Annotated in this window: 12 protein-coding genes; 3 read left to right on the top strand and 9 right to left on the bottom strand. The window is 58.4% G+C overall.

The features are described 5' to 3' along the window. Positions 1-113: 113 nt before the first annotated feature. Positions 114-1,139, top strand: a complete 1,026-nt coding sequence (locus tag AC2T9U_RS02305) for a hypothetical protein (protein WP_493696524.1) — start codon at positions 114-116, stop codon at positions 1,137-1,139. Then, a complete protein-coding gene (locus tag AC2T9U_RS02300; RefSeq protein WP_493696523.1) occupies positions 1,139-2,248 on the top strand; it encodes a glycosyltransferase family 4 protein in 1,110 nt (369 codons plus the stop codon). The genes AC2T9U_RS02305 and AC2T9U_RS02300 overlap by 1 nt, the downstream gene beginning before the upstream one ends. 216 nt (positions 2,249-2,464) lie before the next feature. On the opposite strand, the gene AC2T9U_RS02295 is transcribed toward AC2T9U_RS02300, so the two are convergent. The 3 genes from AC2T9U_RS02295 to AC2T9U_RS02285 form a co-directional block, all read right to left on the bottom strand. After that, positions 2,465-3,265 (bottom strand): trypsin-like peptidase domain-containing protein, encoded by an 801-nt coding sequence (locus AC2T9U_RS02295; RefSeq protein WP_028326764.1) that lies wholly within the window; start codon positions 3,263-3,265, stop codon positions 2,465-2,467. A gap of 389 nt (positions 3,266-3,654) precedes the next feature. Beyond that, entirely contained in the window at positions 3,655-5,556 is a 1,902-nt protein-coding gene (locus tag AC2T9U_RS02290; RefSeq protein ID WP_493696522.1) for a chorismate-binding protein, read from the bottom strand. Between the two features lie 89 nt (positions 5,557-5,645). After that, on the bottom strand, positions 5,646-8,123 hold the full coding sequence (locus AC2T9U_RS02285) for a glycogen/starch/alpha-glucan phosphorylase (protein ID WP_493696914.1): 2,478 nt from the start codon (positions 8,121-8,123) through the stop codon (positions 5,646-5,648). 263 nt (positions 8,124-8,386) lie between these two features. Between AC2T9U_RS02285 and AC2T9U_RS02280 the strand changes: the two genes are divergently transcribed. After that, the gene (locus AC2T9U_RS02280; protein ID WP_493696913.1) at positions 8,387-9,307 is read left to right on the top strand and encodes an NADP-dependent oxidoreductase; all 921 of its coding nucleotides are present in this window, start codon (positions 8,387-8,389) and stop codon (positions 9,305-9,307) included. On the opposite strand, the gene AC2T9U_RS02275 is transcribed toward AC2T9U_RS02280, so the two are convergent. From AC2T9U_RS02275 to AC2T9U_RS02250, 6 genes are all read right to left on the bottom strand, one after another. Next, the gene (locus AC2T9U_RS02275; protein ID WP_493696521.1) at positions 9,294-10,382 is read right to left on the bottom strand and encodes a flagellin N-terminal helical domain-containing protein; all 1,089 of its coding nucleotides are present in this window, start codon (positions 10,380-10,382) and stop codon (positions 9,294-9,296) included. The two genes, AC2T9U_RS02280 and AC2T9U_RS02275, sit on opposite strands and share 14 nt — an antisense overlap. 123 nt (positions 10,383-10,505) lie before the next feature. After that, positions 10,506-11,186 (bottom strand): Wzz/FepE/Etk N-terminal domain-containing protein, encoded by a 681-nt coding sequence (locus AC2T9U_RS02270; protein ID WP_493696520.1) that lies wholly within the window; start codon positions 11,184-11,186, stop codon positions 10,506-10,508. 72 nt (positions 11,187-11,258) lie between these two features. Then, a complete protein-coding gene (locus AC2T9U_RS02265; RefSeq protein WP_493696519.1) occupies positions 11,259-13,004 on the bottom strand; it encodes a glycoside hydrolase family 71/99 protein in 1,746 nt (581 codons plus the stop codon). A 34-nt stretch (positions 13,005-13,038) separates the two neighbouring features. After that, the gene (locus AC2T9U_RS02260; protein WP_493696518.1) at positions 13,039-14,316 is read right to left on the bottom strand and encodes a hypothetical protein; all 1,278 of its coding nucleotides are present in this window, start codon (positions 14,314-14,316) and stop codon (positions 13,039-13,041) included. A gap of 176 nt (positions 14,317-14,492) precedes the next feature. Next, positions 14,493-15,833: a glycosyltransferase family 2 protein gene (locus AC2T9U_RS02255; RefSeq protein ID WP_493696517.1), complete on the bottom strand. Its 1,341-nt coding sequence runs from the start codon at positions 15,831-15,833 to the stop codon at positions 14,493-14,495. 2 nt (positions 15,834-15,835) lie between these two features. Then, positions 15,836-16,912 (bottom strand): glycosyltransferase family protein, encoded by a 1,077-nt coding sequence (locus AC2T9U_RS02250; RefSeq protein ID WP_208303851.1) that lies wholly within the window; start codon positions 16,910-16,912, stop codon positions 15,836-15,838. Between the last annotated feature and the right edge of the window lie 22 nt (positions 16,913-16,934).

Below are 16,934 nucleotides of genomic sequence, written 5' to 3'. Positions count from 1 at the left end.
ATAGGCGGGTTCATTCGGTCCTTGGCACATCTCAGAACACCAAGCGAAGTGCCGAAGGGAAAAAGTCGATGCCTCAGGGCATTCCCACACACAAGCCCAAGCCAGGAGGCCTCATGTCTACGTTCCTTACGTCTGCACCAGGGCTACGCCGCTTCGGGCCGATGTCTACCCGCGAATTGGCTGCGCGGTACGACCTACGCATTATCGGAGAAGACCGTGAAATCGATGCCTTCGCGCTCCTGACAGCTCCTATGGGCGGGGCCCCGATCAGCTACGCCGGAAGCCGTCGATGGCTAGGTATGGCGCACCATGATCTAGCTGCAGTTATCGTACCCAGCGCAGAATGGGAACCACCTATCCCCCAGATGACTCTCTTAGCCACTTCAGGCCGAGATCCTGAAAACGTCTTCTTTGAAATGCTGGTCGACTCCATTGACGAGGGGGCCTGGGGTGTGTGGGTAGACAGCATCGACCCAACAGCCTGCATCCACCCCACAGCCGTGATTGAAAAGGGAGTCACGATCGGACCACGCTCCATCGTGATGGCAGGTGCAGTACTACATGCAGGAACCCGTATCGGCGCAGACGTAACAATCAAAGCCCAGGCCGTAATCGGGGGAGACGGATTTCAGGTACGCCACATTCGTGGACGACGCAGGGTCGTTCCTCACGCTGGCGGTGTGCTAATAGAAAACGGCGTATCAGTCGGTTCCCAGACTTGCATCGACCGAGGTTTATTCGGTGAGTCAACAATCATCGGCGAAGAGACCATGGTCGACAACCTCGTTCAAGTCGGTCACATGGTTCATATCGGCCGCGGGGCAACCATCGTAGCCAGCACTGAAATCTCAGGCGTCTGCCGTATCGGCGATGGGGTCTGGCTAGGGCCAAACAGTTCTCTAGTGCAGTTCACTCGCGTTGGTAACCATGCACACGTTGCTATGGGGTCCGTGCTCACACGCGATGTGCCTGCCTTCACTCGCGTCAGCGGTATGCCCGGGCGCATTTACGGATGGGTGTGTCGCTGCGGCGCAGACCTTGACTCTGAAGTAATTCGAGCTCGGCGAGCTGTGAACTGCGACAAGTGCGGTTCTGCCTATGTCCGCTGTGCCGACGACTCTCTCCAGGTGAACGTCTGATGATGACAACCCAGAAAGCTATTTCTGAAGAAAAATTTTCAGTAGTTCACGGCCCCATTGAGATCGCGAATCAAATGGCCCTTTTGAGCACAGGACTGAGATCACGCGGACATGACGTGTTGTCACTGAATTATTACCCTAGCTATCTCAAATATGTTGGCGTCACTGAGTTAGACATGTCATCCATTCAGGATTTAAATAGTCGAGTGCTTCTTAGTCGCCAAGTTGCAGAAGAAACCTACGGAAAAGCACAGATTTACCACTATTACTTCGGGCACACTCTAGCAATGGATTACAGTGACCTATTAGAGATAGGTAACTTCGGTGCCGTGGGAATCATGCATCACTTTGGCTCAGACGTGCGCCGGTTAAGCGTATCAAGAAACTTTGCTCCCGACATGCCCGTGAAAGATCCTGACGAATTTGGAATTCTCCGCAGGCTAGAATTTTTGGGAAAACATATTCGACACACAGTAGCCCACGACTGTGAAATGTACGAGTTGATTAAAGATTTTTACGAACACGTACACTTTATCCCTAGTGCAATTGATGTCGACTCATTCCAACCTCACCCTGCAGGAACATCACCCAAATTAAAGATCGCACATGCTCCCACTTCGCGACAAATGAAGGGGACTGATGCCATCCTTCCAGCAGTAGAACGTGTTGCAGATCGCCTAGACGCCGAGATCATTTTGGTGGAAGGAGTCTCCAATACTGAAGCGAGAAAACTTTTTTCTGAGTCGGATGTCGTGATAGACCAAGTCCTTGCTGGAGGCTATGGAGTCGCAGCATTAGAAGCCATGGCTATGGCAAAACCCGTGATTTGCTGGATTAGCGACTGGCGACGTGACTTCTACCCTGCTGACCTACCAGTCGTGAGCGCAAGCAAAGACGATATCGAGGATGTCTTAACAAAACTTCTTTCAGATCGATCTAGAATCCAAGAAATAGGCTTCGCGGGACGTGCTTATGTAAAGCGATACCACGATATTTCCTCAATTGTGAGTCGCGTTGAATCCATGTACCGAAGCGCGCTAGGAACGCAGCCATCACCAGAGAAAAAAGGTTTAGGCCGCTGGTCTTGGGAGCAAGGGAAACCAATGTGAAATCAGCACACCTGAATTATATGTACGTAGAGATACACAACATCACGGATAATCCTGTTCTTTCTTACCGAATTTCTGTAAATCACCGGAGAGCGCACAGTTCAAACACTCATTCAAAAAGTGGCCTTACTGAATGATACAGCGAGGCCACTTCCTTGAAATAAACATCTTCGAAAATCTAGATTTTCTCTCTAGATCTAGTCAATATTTAAATTATTACTTCCCCGCGGGGTGGAGTTTGCAGGTGTTCGCGGAGTAGGAGCCGTCTTTCACGCATCCGAGGAGGGCGGAGGTTTGGGCGCCGAATCCGTGAACGCGTTTTCCTGGGCCGTCGCCAACCATGGAGACGATGCCGCGGATGCGGCCATCAGAGTCACTGATGATTGGGGAGCCGCTGGCTCCCTCGCGTAGCTGTTCGCACTGCTGGCCAGAAACCTCAACGAAGTTGTTCCAGGTCCACGAGTTCACCTTCTTGGTCAAGCCGGTGTTCTCGATCTTGCAGCCATGGAAAGACTGGCCGATCCCCGGTGCTGGAACCGAGACAGCGTCACCCTTTTTCAGATCATCGCCAGGGATTTCACGAGCTTTAATCCCCGCAAGCTGTAGCGCAGCATACGTTTTGTCGATTTTCATCAGCGAGACGTCCGTGCCCGTCATCGTCGCGTAAACAACATCCGTGACATGGGTCTGCAGCGGGTTCAGGTGGTTGTCTTTATCTGCGCCCTTGTGAATCTGCACCCGGTTACCCGTGCCAGAGATCTTCTTATTCGCGACCGACTCCCCCGTCTTCAAATGAGGCCCAGGAATACAGTGGCCCGCGCTGAGCAGCAGGGCCTTATCCGTTGGTTTAGAGTCCTTGAGCTTCACAATCGCGCCGCTACAGCTTTTGCCATCAAAGCTCAGCGCCGCGATAGCGTCCGCGTCTTTCCATTGACCTGCCGCATGCGCAGTTCCCGTGCTAGCCAAACCAGCCGAAGCAGCTGCGGCCACAAGCAATACAGCAATCCTCTTTTTCATAAGAAGACCTTCCTCCGTAATAAGATTTCATAAAAAATTTTTGATAAATAACGGAGGTCAACCGTAAGACGGGTCGCTAAAAAGGTATTCGTCACATAGCCAGCACTAGCGCCGATTCCGCTGCATCCATAAAGCATTCCCCGAAAGATGCAGAAGATGCACTAAGACTATGGGTCCCCCTGATCTGACCTATCTATGAAGTAGCCCCCAGTGAGAATCTTTTCTCTAATGCGGAGAAAGACCCTCGAAACCAAGGTTTGGTAATGGTTTTCACCTCGGTTGCAGGGAACCTACGTTCGCAACCTGATAAAGCAACCAAAACAACCTGAATAAAAGATGTGAATTTTGTTGCGTTTCAACAGAATTCGCGGAATTAGTTTGTGGTTGAGTCACAACACCTTCCCCCACCGCCACCCCCGCAGATCATTAAAAACAGCCACCCCGTCTGCCTGCCGCACATCATCTGCAGACAAACACCCCTCCACCACCACACCCGACTCACACAACACCCGCCGCGCCGTACCAGGCAACAACCCCTCCCCCAACGACGGCGTCACCCACCGGCCATCCACCAACACAGCAACATTCGACACCGTCCCCTCCGTCACACGCCCCTTCTCATTCACCAACAACACCTCATCCGCACCCGGATGACGCTCCCGCCGCGACACATACACCTCACGCAAACTCGTCTTATGCCGCAACCGCCAATCCCCAGACCACACCGGCTCCTCATCAATCACCACCCCCAACATCTCCTCCCCCAAAACTCCACACTCCACCGGCGGCACCACCGGCAACGGTGAAAACGACGGCGCCTCCACTGCCACAACCCCCACCTGACCATCACGACACAACGTCAACCGCACCTTCGCCGCGCCTCCACCAGCACGCCAAAACCTCGCAACCTCCTCCTCCACCGCAGCCCGCACCACACCCTCATCCCACCGAAACCCTAAAAACCTCGCCGACGAGGCCAGCCGCTCCACGTGCTCATCAAAATGCACCACTGCCCCATCCACAGCACGCATCGTCTCAATCAAATGAAAACGCCCCGGCCCCCGCTGGAGCACCCGCGTCTTAGCAGCAAGCTCCCGCCACTCCGCCGCCGCACGCGAGTCATACGTCACCCCACTACCCACCCCATACACCGCACGCCCCGCACCCGCATCCACCACCGCCGTACGAATCGGAACATTAAACCGCGCCCGATACGGCACAACCCGCTGCCCCGGAGGCGTCACCAACCCCACAGCACCGCAATACACCCCCCGCGGACTCGTCTCAAGCTCCTTGATAATCGACATCGTGCTCGCCTTCGGCGCGCCCGTCACCGAACCACACGGAAATAACACCCGAAACATATCCGTCAGCCCAACCCCATCACGCAACTGCGCAGACACCGTCGACGTCAACTGATGCACCGTCGGATACACCTCCGGAGTAAGCAACTCCCGTACCTGCACACCCCCAGTCACCGCAATCCGCTGCAAATCATTCCGCACCAAATCCACAATCATCAGATTCTCGGCACGTTCCTTCTCACTAGCTAAAAGAGCAGCCACCGCAGCCTCATCCCCCTGCTCATCCGCACCACGCGGCGCCGTCCCCTTCATCGGCCGCATCGTGACAGTCCCCGCCCCCGACTCCCCCGCACCAGGAGCTTGCCACTGGAAAAACAACTCCGGACTCGCCCCCACCACCGTGTGCCGGTTCGTCTCGATGTAGGCGTTATAGCGGCCACGCTGCTGACCAGCCAACCGCTCATACACATGCACCATGTCCGCAGGCCCCACCCCGCCACCGCGCCCACGCCGCTGCAGCGACGCATAACTACGACACGTCAAATTCACCTGATAGGTCTCACCGGCAGCTATCTGCCCCCGAACAGCCTCAACAGCGTCGCTGTACCTACCCTCATCCCAATCAAGATGCCAGGACCCCACATCCATACGCCTCGCAGCACGCTGCGGGGTAACCCTGCGGACACCACAACGCCCCGCGCTGCCCACTGCGGGAACTAACGCAACCTGGTCAGCGAACCCAAACCACACCAATGGAAGCCCCGGCATTGGCTCGTGCGTGCTCAAAGTTGAGTCAAACGCCGAGGCCGCCTCGTAAGCGACATACCCGAAAGCCCACTGCCCTGCCGCCGTACGCCGCTCAACCTCAGCCAACGCAGCCACAACCTCATCGAGATTGTGCGCTACCACCTGGCCACGGCTAGCACGAACAACGACGGCCGTGCCGTCTACAAGATCATCGAATCTGGCCCATCCCGGGAATTTCACGGACCACACTCTGACACTGCAAACACCACCCACGCACCCAGACAGCTTCAGGTGGGCGTGTCCAACACCCACCTGAAGCTGCCGACTGGCTACTTCCAGATGCGGTCCAGGTAATCACGCATTGACCGGTCCGAAGAGAAAAACCCAGAGCGGGCCACATTAAGAATCGCGGACCGAGTCCACGCTGCTTCATCGGCGTAGAACGCTTCTACTCGTGCCTGCGCTTGCATGTAGGAATCGAAATCAGCGAGCGCCATGAATCGGTCTGATCCGAGGAGGTCGCCAACGAAGGCGTCCGTGGCGTGACGGTCGCCGTTGGTGAAGTGTCCAGAGGAGATGAGGTCGATTGCGGCTTTGAGGGTGGGGCTGGATTCATAGAAAGAAGCGGGTTGGTATCCGGTGTTGTCGAGTTCGACTACTTCGGGTTCGGTCATGCCGAAGAGGAAGAAGTTGTCGTCGCCGACTTTTTCTCGGATTTCGATGTTGGCGCCGTCGTCGGTGCCAATGGTCAGGGCGCCGTTGAGGGCGAGTTTCATGTTGCCGGTGCCAGATGCTTCTTTTCCGGCGAGGGAGATTTGTTCGGAGAGGTCCGCTGCGGGGATGACGCGTTGGGCGAGAGTGACGTTGTAGTTAGGTGGGAAGGCAACAGCCAGGCGCCCGGCAACGCGTTCATCTGTGTTGATGGTGGTGGCGATGGCGTTGATGAGAGCGATGGTTTGTTTGGCCATGAAGTAGCCCGGGGCAGCTTTGGCGCCGAAGATGACGGTGCGTGGGGTGATGGTGCGCGGGTCGCTCGCACCGGAGATGATGCTGTTATAGAGGGCGACGATGTGAAGCAGTTTGAGTGATTGGCGTTTGTATTCGTGGAGGCGTTTGACCATGACGTCTACGAGGTGGCCTTCGGGTAGGTCGATGCCGTCACGGTTTTTGAGCAGTGCCCGCATGCTGCGTTTGTTGGTGTTTTTTGCTTCGCGGAATCGGGCTTGGAATTCGGGGTCGTCGGCGTATTTTTCGAGTTCGGTGAGGCGTTCGAGGTTGGTGACCCAGCCGTCGCCGATGGTGTCGGTGATGAGGTTGCTCAGGGGTGGGTTGGCCAGGCATAGGAAGCGGCGGGGTGTGATGCCGTTGGTGACGTTGGTGAATTTATGAGGCCAGTATTCGCAGAAGTCGGGAAGGACTTTGTCGCGCAGGAGCTGGCTGTGTAGTTCGGCGACTCCGTTGACTTTGGTGCCTGCGATGGTGGCTAGGTATGCCATGCGTACGGCGCGTACCGGGGTTTCTTGGATGATGGACATGCGTCGTACGCGGGCTTCGTCACCGGGCCATTGGCGGCGTACTTCGTTGAGGAAGTCTTCGTTGATGCGGTAGATGATTTCGAGGTGTCGCGGTAAGAGCCGGCCGAGGAGTTCTACGGGCCATACTTCTAGTGCTTCGGGTAGCAAGGTGTGGCAGGTGTAGGCGAAACATTGCTTTGTGATGTCCCATGCTTCATCCCAGGTGAATTGTTTTTCGTCGACAAGGATGCGCATCATCTCGGGGATGGCGATGACGGGGTGAGTGTCGTTGAGCTGGAAGATTACTCGTTCTGGCAGGTTATGAAGGTCGAGATTTTCTGGCATCGTCTGTTCAATGAAATCTTTCAGCGATGCTGCGACGAAGAAGTATTGCTGTTGGAGTCGGAGTTCTTTGCCTTGTGGAGTTGAGTCTTCTGGGTAGAGAACTTTTGTGATGTTTTCTGCGAATGTTTTTGCCCGTACTGCTTCTGCGTAGTCGCCTTTGTTGAAGAGGTTGAGGTCGAATGCTTCTGTTGCGCGGGCGCGCCATAGCCGTAGTGTGTTGACAACGCCGTTGCGGTATCCGGGAACCATGATGTTGTAGGGAACTGCTTCGACGTTCCAGCCTGGGTTCCAGCGCACGTGCTGGGTGCCGTCGTTGTCGGTGTATTGCTCGGTGTGTCCACCGAAGTTCACGATGACCGCGCGGTCGGGTTGGGGGAATTCCCATGGGTCGCCGAGTTTGAGCCATCGATCGGGTATTTCTACTTGTTGTCCGGTGTGGTCAAAGGTTTGTCGGAAGATGCCGTACTCGTAGCGGATGCCGTAGCCGATGCTGGGGGTGTCCAAAGTTGCCAGAGAGTCTACGAAGCATGCGGCTAGGCGCCCGAGTCCACCGTTGCCTAGGCCTGGTTCGATTTCTTGTGCCCGTAAGAGTTCGAGGTCGATACCGAGTGAGCTCAATGCTTGGCTAGCGATTTCTTCTAGCCCTGTTTGCAGGAGTGCGTTGCCAAGTTGTCGGCCGAGGAGGTATTCGGCGGACAGGTAGCCAATGAGTTTTGTGGCTGTGCCGGTTTCGGTGGCTTCGCGGCGGCGGCGGGCAGTTTTCAGCCAGTCTGCTTGCATGAATTGCCGCACTGTGCGCGCTAGAGCTAGGTATTGATCGTTTACTGTGGCTCGTTCTAGGGAAACCCCCTGGCCAAAGTTCAGTTCTTCGAGGAATTCTTGGGCGAATCCTTCCACTGTTCGTGGTGGTGCTACTGCCGCTTTCCCTGCGAGGACGCTCGTTGGCATGAATTGTGGCCCTTTTCCGTATAGAGCCAGTTCTGGTGTTTCATCGGCGAGGTCCTCCAGGCTTGGCCCACTGGGTACGGGTTCGCGAGCAGCGGTCATGGTGCCTCCACGGGTCTGAAAGGTCAGGGATTTTCAGCTATGTCCCTCAACGGTATTCGCGGATTCTTCGCTTCTACTGTGAGACCGCACAAAATCCATCACAAAGCTGTAAATACATGCTCGTGGTAGGGAATGTCCCGCGGGCCTGCAACGCTGAAGAAGCTATGAAGGCAATCGCATACTCCAGCTATGGCGGACCGGAAGTTCTCACCCACACTGACCTACCAGAGCCGAAAGTCGGCCCGGGAGAACTGCTCATCCGTGTCAAAGCCGCTGCCGTCAATCCAGTGGATTGGAAAATAATGCAGGGGCATCTGGATCCCGTCATGGATGTCACTTTCCCTGCTGTTCCGGGATGGGATGTGGCTGGTGTTGTCGAAAAAGTGGGATTCGACTGCCCTGAATGGCAAGTCGGTGACGAACTCATCGCATATGCCCGCAAAGACTGGGTCCAGCACGGAACGTGGGCTGAACAGCTCAGCGTGCCAGTGCGTACCGCAGCTCGTAAACCTCGTTCACTCACTTGGGAGCAAGCAGCCGCGCTTCCTCTGGCAGGTTTGACTGCTTACCAAACAATTCACCGTCTTGCTGTCGAGGCGGGCCAGAGCGTGCTCATCCACGCTGCAGGTGGAGGTGTGGGGTCTTTCGCTACCCAGATCGCAGCCGGGCTGGGGGCTCGTGTTATCGGCACTGGTTCGCCTGCTAACCATGACCGTCTGCGTGAGCTTGGCGCGGAGCCTGTCACGTATGGCGAAGGGCTTACTGAACGGGTGCGTCACATGGCACCCGAGGGGGTAGATGTTGTTCTGGACTACATCGGTGGCGTGGTCGATGTGACTACGGCAGTGCTTGCTCCGGGTGGACGCCATGTTTCGATCATTGACCCCACCGTTATCGGGTATGGCGGGCAGTACATGTGGGTTCGGCCAAGCAGCACAGACTTGACCGCGTTGGGGCAGCTGGTCGATGAGGGCACAGTCCGGGTCGATGTTGCTGCTTCTTACCCTCTGGAGCAGGCTGGCGATGCGGTGCGTGCATCGATGGAGGGGCATGCCGCGGGCAAGATCGTTCTTACTGTGGAGTGACTGGGAGTTTTTCTGTCGGCTTGTGCGACCAGGTCGCTGCCGCGGCTGTTGATGAACGGTGAACTGGCTCTGGTGTCGTTGTGTCCTTGGGTTCAATGACTGTGGGGGCGGTTTCTTGCTGCATCGGGTGTGTTACCGCAGTTGCAGGTGCAGCGAGCACAGATGTCGCGTTCGTGGCAGCGACCTGCACAACTGCCCCAGGTGAGGGGGCACTCTCAGTTGTGGTGTCGTGATTTTGCGGCGGCGTTGGTGGCAAGAGCATGTCGAGCACAGATCGTTGAACAGTGAGCACTTGTGCCATGAGAGCGGCACTGGTGTTCACGAGGAGTTCGGAGTGCGCTAGCCGGACACTGTCTGCTGCGATGTCGGTGTCTTCTCGGCGTGAGAGCGCTTCATTTTGCTGAAGCTCGGCTACTGCTAGTGCCCGCGCAGCGTGTGCCATGCGGGTTTCCATGGCTGCCACAGCGGCCTGTTCGGCGAACAGTTTGTCGAGGGCTTCATTGAGTATTTCGAGAGCAGACTTAGCGCCGTCAGCTGTGCGCAGGTCAATGCCTGGGTTGTTTTGTTCTCCTAAGCCCAGCGAGGCAGGGTCAACTTTGGCTTTGTCGAAGGTGACACTCTGGCCTGCGTAGGCGCCGGTTTGAATGGTGATGGTGCCGTTTCCTAGAACGGATTGGCCATCGACCCGCGTGCGTTCGATCATCGCTGACATCTCGCCAAGGTTGAGCACAACGACGCTGTGGAGCGCGGCACGTTGACCGTCGCTATATGTTCCGGTGGCAGCTTGGACGGCCATGGTGCGCATGCGCTGCAGCATGGCCGTCATCGAGGTCATCGCTCCTTGTCCTACCCGGGCCAGGGCGATGGCGTCTTGTGCGTTACCTCCTGCTGCGGACATGCTGCGAGCCAGGGCGCGTTGACGCTCGGCGATTGTGATTCCTGCACTGTCGTCAACGGCGAGTTGGTGTGTGCCGTTGGTCAGGGATGCGGCCGCTTTTGTTGCGATGTCAGCGTGGTGTTCCCAGTTTCGGTGTATGACGCTGGCCAGCGTATTCATGTCTGCGGGGATACGCATGGTGGACCTCCTTGTGCTGTTTCACCTTCCGTGGTTGTTGACCGGCCAGCGGCCGAGGCACACATGGGGTCGTTTGCCTTATCGGCAAGTAGTGGCAGGCAGTGAAGAGGTTTTGTTACCTGTTCAGGACACTTGTTCAGTGACCTGTAGGGATGTTGTGGCTGGCTGCTCGGCGGGGGCAGCGCTGGGGGTGATTGCGGCGGCATTAGTGTTTGGGGTGTTTGCGCGGGCTCGTGCGAGCAGCAGTGCAATGACGAATCCGGTGATGAGTGCGCCGAGTACGTATATGCCGGTGGACGCTCCCTTGGTGGTGACGGAGTCAGCTCCACGGGTCATACGGACGGTTGTCATGGTGGGTTGTCCGTTGGTGGGGTTTTTGGGGGCGAGTTGCCCGACGACTTTGGATAGGGAGTCGGCGGTGGCGTCAGCTAGGGATACGGCTTCGTTAGAGGAGGTTCCGGTTGCGGTGATTTCTAGCAGGGTGGAGGCGGTGGGCACATTGACTTTGATGCGTTTGCGCAGAGTGTCGAGTGATTCTTCGGGGGTAACGCTTTGTTTGACGGGGCTGAGCACTTCACCGGTGGTGGTAGAGGTGGCGAAGGTTTGCATCATGCTTGCGATCGCGCCTGTCATGGGGTCTTGGTTAGCGTTGCCAGTGCCTTGGGCGGGAACGACGGCCAGGGTGGCTGTAGAGGTGTATGTCGTTGGGGTCAAAGCGGCCCAGGATCCGCCGATGACTCCTCCGAGGACAGCGAGAGCACCAATCATGATGAGGTTTTTGCGGATAAGCCGCAGCATGTCCATAAATGTCACTTTTATCCCCCGAGAAGTTTTATTTTTCTTACTATTCATCATTGGTGGATTAGGGGAAGTGTCTCAACTGCGTGGGTCGCTGATGTATACGGGGTCTGAATAAGCGACTCTTTCATTGGAATCAATGATGCGACCAACATAAAAACCGGCGGAATCGGTGGTTATTTTCTGATTTCCGACAATGGTGCGCGATAGGGCCGAAAGGGCGCTGGTAGCTGTTGCGGTATCGAAGCTGAGTTTGGCTGAGCGTGTGTTTTGGAGGATTTCGACGAATCGCATGGAGTGCGCGGCGGTGAGTGTGGCGTTTCCTTGCGTGGCGTCGCCGGTGAGGCTCAAGGTTGGGTTGGCCGGCAGGGCGCGAGCTGCGGGGATGGAGTAGTAGTGGGTGCGTTGGTTGGTGGTGCGCAGTTTTTCGTTGGCGCCGTAGACGACAACGGGTGCGGAGACAACGTGTTGTAGGGGTATCCCGCCAGTGGTGAGGCTCCAAGCGTGGGCGCGTAGAAAACGTCGTGATGGTGGCTGATCTGCAGGAAGGGGGGTGTTGGTGGTGGCTGCAGTGGCTTTACCTGCAGGGGCAGTCATACGGATGGGCTCTCCGATGGGGGCTCCACTGCCGTCATGGAGTTGCACATTGACGATGACGTCGGTTTTTCCACCGTTGAGAATGAGTGCTTCTGCGTGCACTGTTTGGCCTGCTCGGGTGTGGTTGGGGGTGGTGATGTAGAGCTCGGCGCGGGGTGCCGGTGGGGGGAGGCCGCGGAGTTTGGCCGCGTAGAAGGCGTTGATGTCTGAGCGGGTGATGTTCCAGTCGCTGCTGGGTTTGATGTCGGTGTGTTCGACGAGGTCATTCCAGGTGATGATGTTTTGCCAGGGGGCACCGGAGGTAAGGGCAGCTTCCCACTGATTGCGCATCATGGTGGTGCCTTGGGCGTCGACGATGCCCCCGCCGGGGGTTTCGCGGTTGTAGCCGGGCATGATTCCTCCGGCGTAGGGCAGGCTGCGGGAGATGGTGTAACGCAGAATGTCGTTCCAGATGTACTGGGAGCTGTCTTCAAAGTTCCAGGCAGCGTCAAAGGCGTGGGCGTAGGTGTCGATACGGCTGGCATCGAGGGTGTGCCCGGTTTGGGAGGAGTCGGTCTGGAGGTCGCCGATGAGGTAGACGGGCAGCTGCTGCTGGTCAATGGTGTCGCGGACTTTTTCCCATTGTTGTGGCGGCATATTTCGGGGACCGTAAATGTAGATAACGAATTTGTCGCCTATTTTTGCCGCTGATGCATGTTCTTTTGCGATTTCAAGGTATTCGCGGATCATACGGATGAGCCCGTCGGAGCTGGATGCCATAAAACATGGAGCGATAGAGAAGTCGTTATCTGGGTGGGAGTCATTCCATGTTGGGTCAGCTTGTTTCATCCATTCTTTTGTGAAGTCGCTGCCGCGGTTAATTCCTTCGAATGTGAGTATTTGCATTCCGGTGAGTCCGGCTGCTTGGGCGCGGGGTAAACCTGAGGTGGGGCGAGGAGGTGAGCTAGGGCCGCCGGGGATGAGGTCCAGGGGGTAGGTCGATCCGTAGTCAGTTTTACCTGGCTTTTCGTGGTAGTCGGCGAGTCCGTGAGGAACCATGTGTGCCCACACTTGTTTGCCGGGCAGCTGGGTGGATGTTGCAGCGACCAGGGTGGCCAGAGTGCTGTCGGGTGAGTGGGCGAGGATGCTGCGTCGGGTTTCTGCTGCGATGGGGGTTTTACTGGTAGCGATTCCGGCACCTGCGGTTAGGAGGATCGCGGCTGTGATGATCGTGGTGTGTCGTGTCATACGTCGAAGTGAGGTACCCATAGCGCTCTTTTCCTCAGGTTGTCAGGGCGGGTGCGTCAGGGGGCTGTAGTTCGCTAGAGCGGAAATGAGCTAGGAATGCTTTGGCTAGATAGAACGCCAGGGCCAGGGCGATCATCATCGTGACGACGCGGTTGACGTTGCGGGTGTTGTATTGGGTGATGTAGAGGACGCTGATGAGGGATAGGCCTAGTTGGGCGGCCAGGAAGAGCAGGGATAGTCCGCAGTCGGGGTCGGCGACGAGTTGAATGCATAGTCGCAGCAGGGTTCCCCAGACGAAGACGGCCACAGTGAGTGCGAGGGCGCCGAAGCTGGCGAATTCTCCGAGCATTGAGTAGGGGATGTAGTAGTGGACCCGCATGGAGGCGACGATGCGGTCCCACCCGGCGATGGAGGCGGGGGCGGGGTTGAGTTCGATGAGGATGTCATCGATGGTGATGCCGCGTTCTGCGGCGACGTGGACCAGGAGAGGGACGGTGAAGCCAACGTTTTCAGCGATGGTGGAGATGACGGTGGAGAGGTACCCGGGTTCGCTGAGGTGGCTGATGGTGGCTTCGGTGTAGGGGATGAGGCCGTGGGTGAGTTGGTTGCGTAGCAGTAATGGGATGGGTAGGGCGATGGCGGCGGAGGTGCCGCCGAGAAACCAGGCCCACACGTGGACGCGGATGCCGCCGAGGAGTCGACCGATGAGGAAGAGTACGGCCGATCCGGCGAAGAGTCGGGTGGCGCCGGAGAAGAGGATGGTGGCCATGGCGATGGCTAGGAGTGCGCCGGTCCAGGGGTGTCGGGTCGAGACGATGCCTGCGGCGATGAGTGCGACGGGGGCGATGACGCTGGCGAGGGAGATGATGGGTGGGGGTGCTTCGAAGGTGAGGTAGGCCGGTGCCCAGAGAAGGTATTGCCCTTTGGCGATGAGACCGAGGGTGACTCCGCTGGCGGCGATGGTGAACCAGAGGGCGGTGCTGCGGGTGGTTGGGGTGTGGGTGGTGGTGCGCCAGGTGAGGGGGATGGGGTGTTTGAGGGGGATGGTGGCGGCGCCGAGTAGGCCGATGAGCGCGGCGGTGACGAGGGTGATGGCGGTGGCGCGGTCGTAGGAGGCCCAGACGGGTCGGAAGGGGGTGTCGGGGATGACGAGTCCGGAGTTGAGGTAGATCTCTGCGCCGGCGAGGCTGAGGATGAGGAGGGCGGCCAGGGCGAGCAGGGGGACGCGGTCGAGGGTGATCCAGGTGTGGCGGTGGTGTGGCTTGGTGGTGTGTTGGCGCGTGTGCCTGGTGTCGGGCGTGGTGCTCGTCACAGGTGTCCCCTTGTGGTTGTTCCCCCGGTTTGGTGCGGTTGTGCACCTTTGTTTGTGAAGGTATAGATGGGGGCTTTCCACATGCGGTGTGGCTGTATACCAGGGGGTGTTTTCGGGGACCCTGTGGCGATGTTTGTGCTGGTGGCTTGTGGTGTTGTGTTGCGTGGATGGGGTGGTTAGTGGGTGGGGGCGGTGGGGGTTTTTTCGCTGGTGGGTTCGAGCAGGCTGGCGGCGATGGTGGGGCCGGGTTCGGCGAGTTGGGCCAGGGCTGCGGCGACGGCGGTTTGGTTGGGTCCGCCTGTTTCGATGAGTCGTTCGGCTAGTCCGGCGGCGGATCGTCCGCCCCAGAGTTTGAGGAGCATGCGGGCGAAGCGTTGTGGTTGGCCGTGGACGGAGACTAGGCGGATGCAGCAGTCGAGGGCTTCGTCGAATTCGCCGATGCGGGCGGCGAGGATCATGCGTTCGTTGAGGATGGTGGTGGTGGGGACTTTGCGGCCGTCGGCGGCGGTGACGTTGTGCAGGGTGCGTAGGGTGCGTAGGGCGGAGTAGGCCTTGCCTTGTGAGGCTGAGGATAGTGCGCGTAGCCAGGCGGTGTATTCGCTGTCGGCTCCGTCGCGGTCGAGTTCGGCGATGACAGCGCTGGCGGCGTTGTGGTGGTTGTGGGCGATGAGCAGGGAGGCGAGGTCTTGGCGGGCGCGCCAGCGGCAGATGCGTGTGGCTCGGGTGGTGCGTGCGCGGGTGAGGTCGGTGAGGGCGGCGTTGTCGTCGCCGAGGGCGCGGTGGAGTCGGGCGCGTTCGACGAGTGCGGTGACGAGGGCGTCGCCGGCGGTGCCTTCGTGTTCGAGGGTGGTGATGGCTGTGGTGGCGCGGTGGCGGCGGCGTTCGAGGCGGGATCGGTTGGTGGCGGGGTCGGGGGTGTTGGTGGTGCGGTTGATGGTGATGACGTCGCGGCCGGGGGTGAGGGTGGTGGGTTTGCGGCCGGGGATGAGTGGTTCGAGTTGGGGGTTGTGGATTCCGCGGAAGCGGGCGATGGCTGGGCGGTAGAGGAGTTTTTCGCGGTGTTCGGTGGGGTCGTCGTCGTGGGTGAGGAGGATGGATAGGAGGTCGGGTTGGGCCATCATTCCGGGGGTTGCTTGGATGAGGCGTTCGAGGCGTTCGGTGTCGGCGGTGACGCGGTCGTTGGGGGTTAGGTGCAGGACCCAGGTGGCGTCGGTCATGGCGGCGGCGTTGTTGCGGGCGAGGCTTTCGTCGTATTCGCCGGTGCCGGTGGTAACGGTGGCGCCTGCGTTGGTTGCTTGGTCGAGGATGCGGGGGTCGGCTCCGATGCTGTAGACGCAGATTTCGGAGACGAGTGGGGTTAGGCGCTGCAGTGATGCGATGCACGCGCGCAGGTCGGTGGCTTCGTCGGTGGCGACGATGCAGGCGGCGAGCAGTTTGGTGGTCATGGTGTGCTCATCGGCGTTGTTTTTACTCGTTTGAGTAAGGAATTTGTCTGTGTTGCTTGCGTTTTGCGGCACGGTTAGCCGAGTAGTCGGGGTCGGGCGGCGTAGGGTGCTGCGCTGCGTAATTCGTGTGCTTTGGCGAACCAATGGTCGGCTTCGTCTGGGTGTTGGAGGGTGGTGTGCATGACTGCCATCGCTTGAGCTGCGAGGAAGCTTCCGCGCCCGGTGACGGTGCCGGGCAGGTTTGTGGTGTCTCCGATCGACATCGCTCGTTTCCAGCACGCTTCGGCCATGGGTGCGAGCGTAGCTGCTTTGTTGGGGTCAGCGAGGATCATGTCGAAGAACAATTCGCCTACTAGGTAAGGAAAGTCAGGTGATTTTTCCCACTGTCCCATTTCTGCATCGATGAGTGCTAGGGCGTCGCTGTGGCGTTTGGCGGCGCGTAGGGCATCGAGGGTTTCCATCACGTAGGTGTGGCGGTCTAGCAGTCCAGGGGCGAGGGCGTCGGCGGCGCGGGCGAAGCTGCCTGCGGCTGCGCTGGGGTCGCCTTGGGCGCGTTGCCATTTGCCAAGTTCAGCGAGGATGCGGGGGTCATCTGGGTGGATGAAGAGGGCTTGGGCTACTGCGGCTCCGACGAGGTTGCGATCGAGGGACCAGCCGAGGACGTCGGCGTCGTCGCAGGCGATAACGGTGGGCAGGGGGTGGGTTTTCATGCCGGGGTAGGCCGGTTCGGGGTGGAATCGGCCAGTGAAGCGTACAGATCCGGGCAGGATTCGTGGTTGGAGGTGAGGTGCTTCGGCTCCTCGGGATGTTGCTCCGGGGATGATTTCGATCAGGCCTACGCGGTTGGGAGGCCATGTGCGTATGTGTTCGAGCTGGTGAGCGCCGCTGTCGATCCATTCGTGGGCTTCGAGGATGAGATGCCAGTCGGCGTTGGCTGCAGACAGGGCTTGGTTCCACAGCAGTGAGGGGTCGTCGTGCCAGGTGGCTTTGGTGACGTGGGCTCCGGCGCGGCGGGCGCGTTGTGCGGTGTCGTCGCGTGAGCCCAGGTCGAGAACGATGCTGGAGTCTACGTAGGGGTGAGCACTGGCGAGGGCTCGTTCTATGTATCTGGCTGAGTCACGCGCGATCATCACTAGGGCGATTCGGGCCACGTGAGTTCCTTTCGGCTGTGCT

The organism is Dermatophilus sp. B7861-1 (assembly GCF_058996045.1).
Note: the sequence above shows the minus strand (reverse complement) of the source record. Positions and strands in the feature narration are given on the sequence as shown.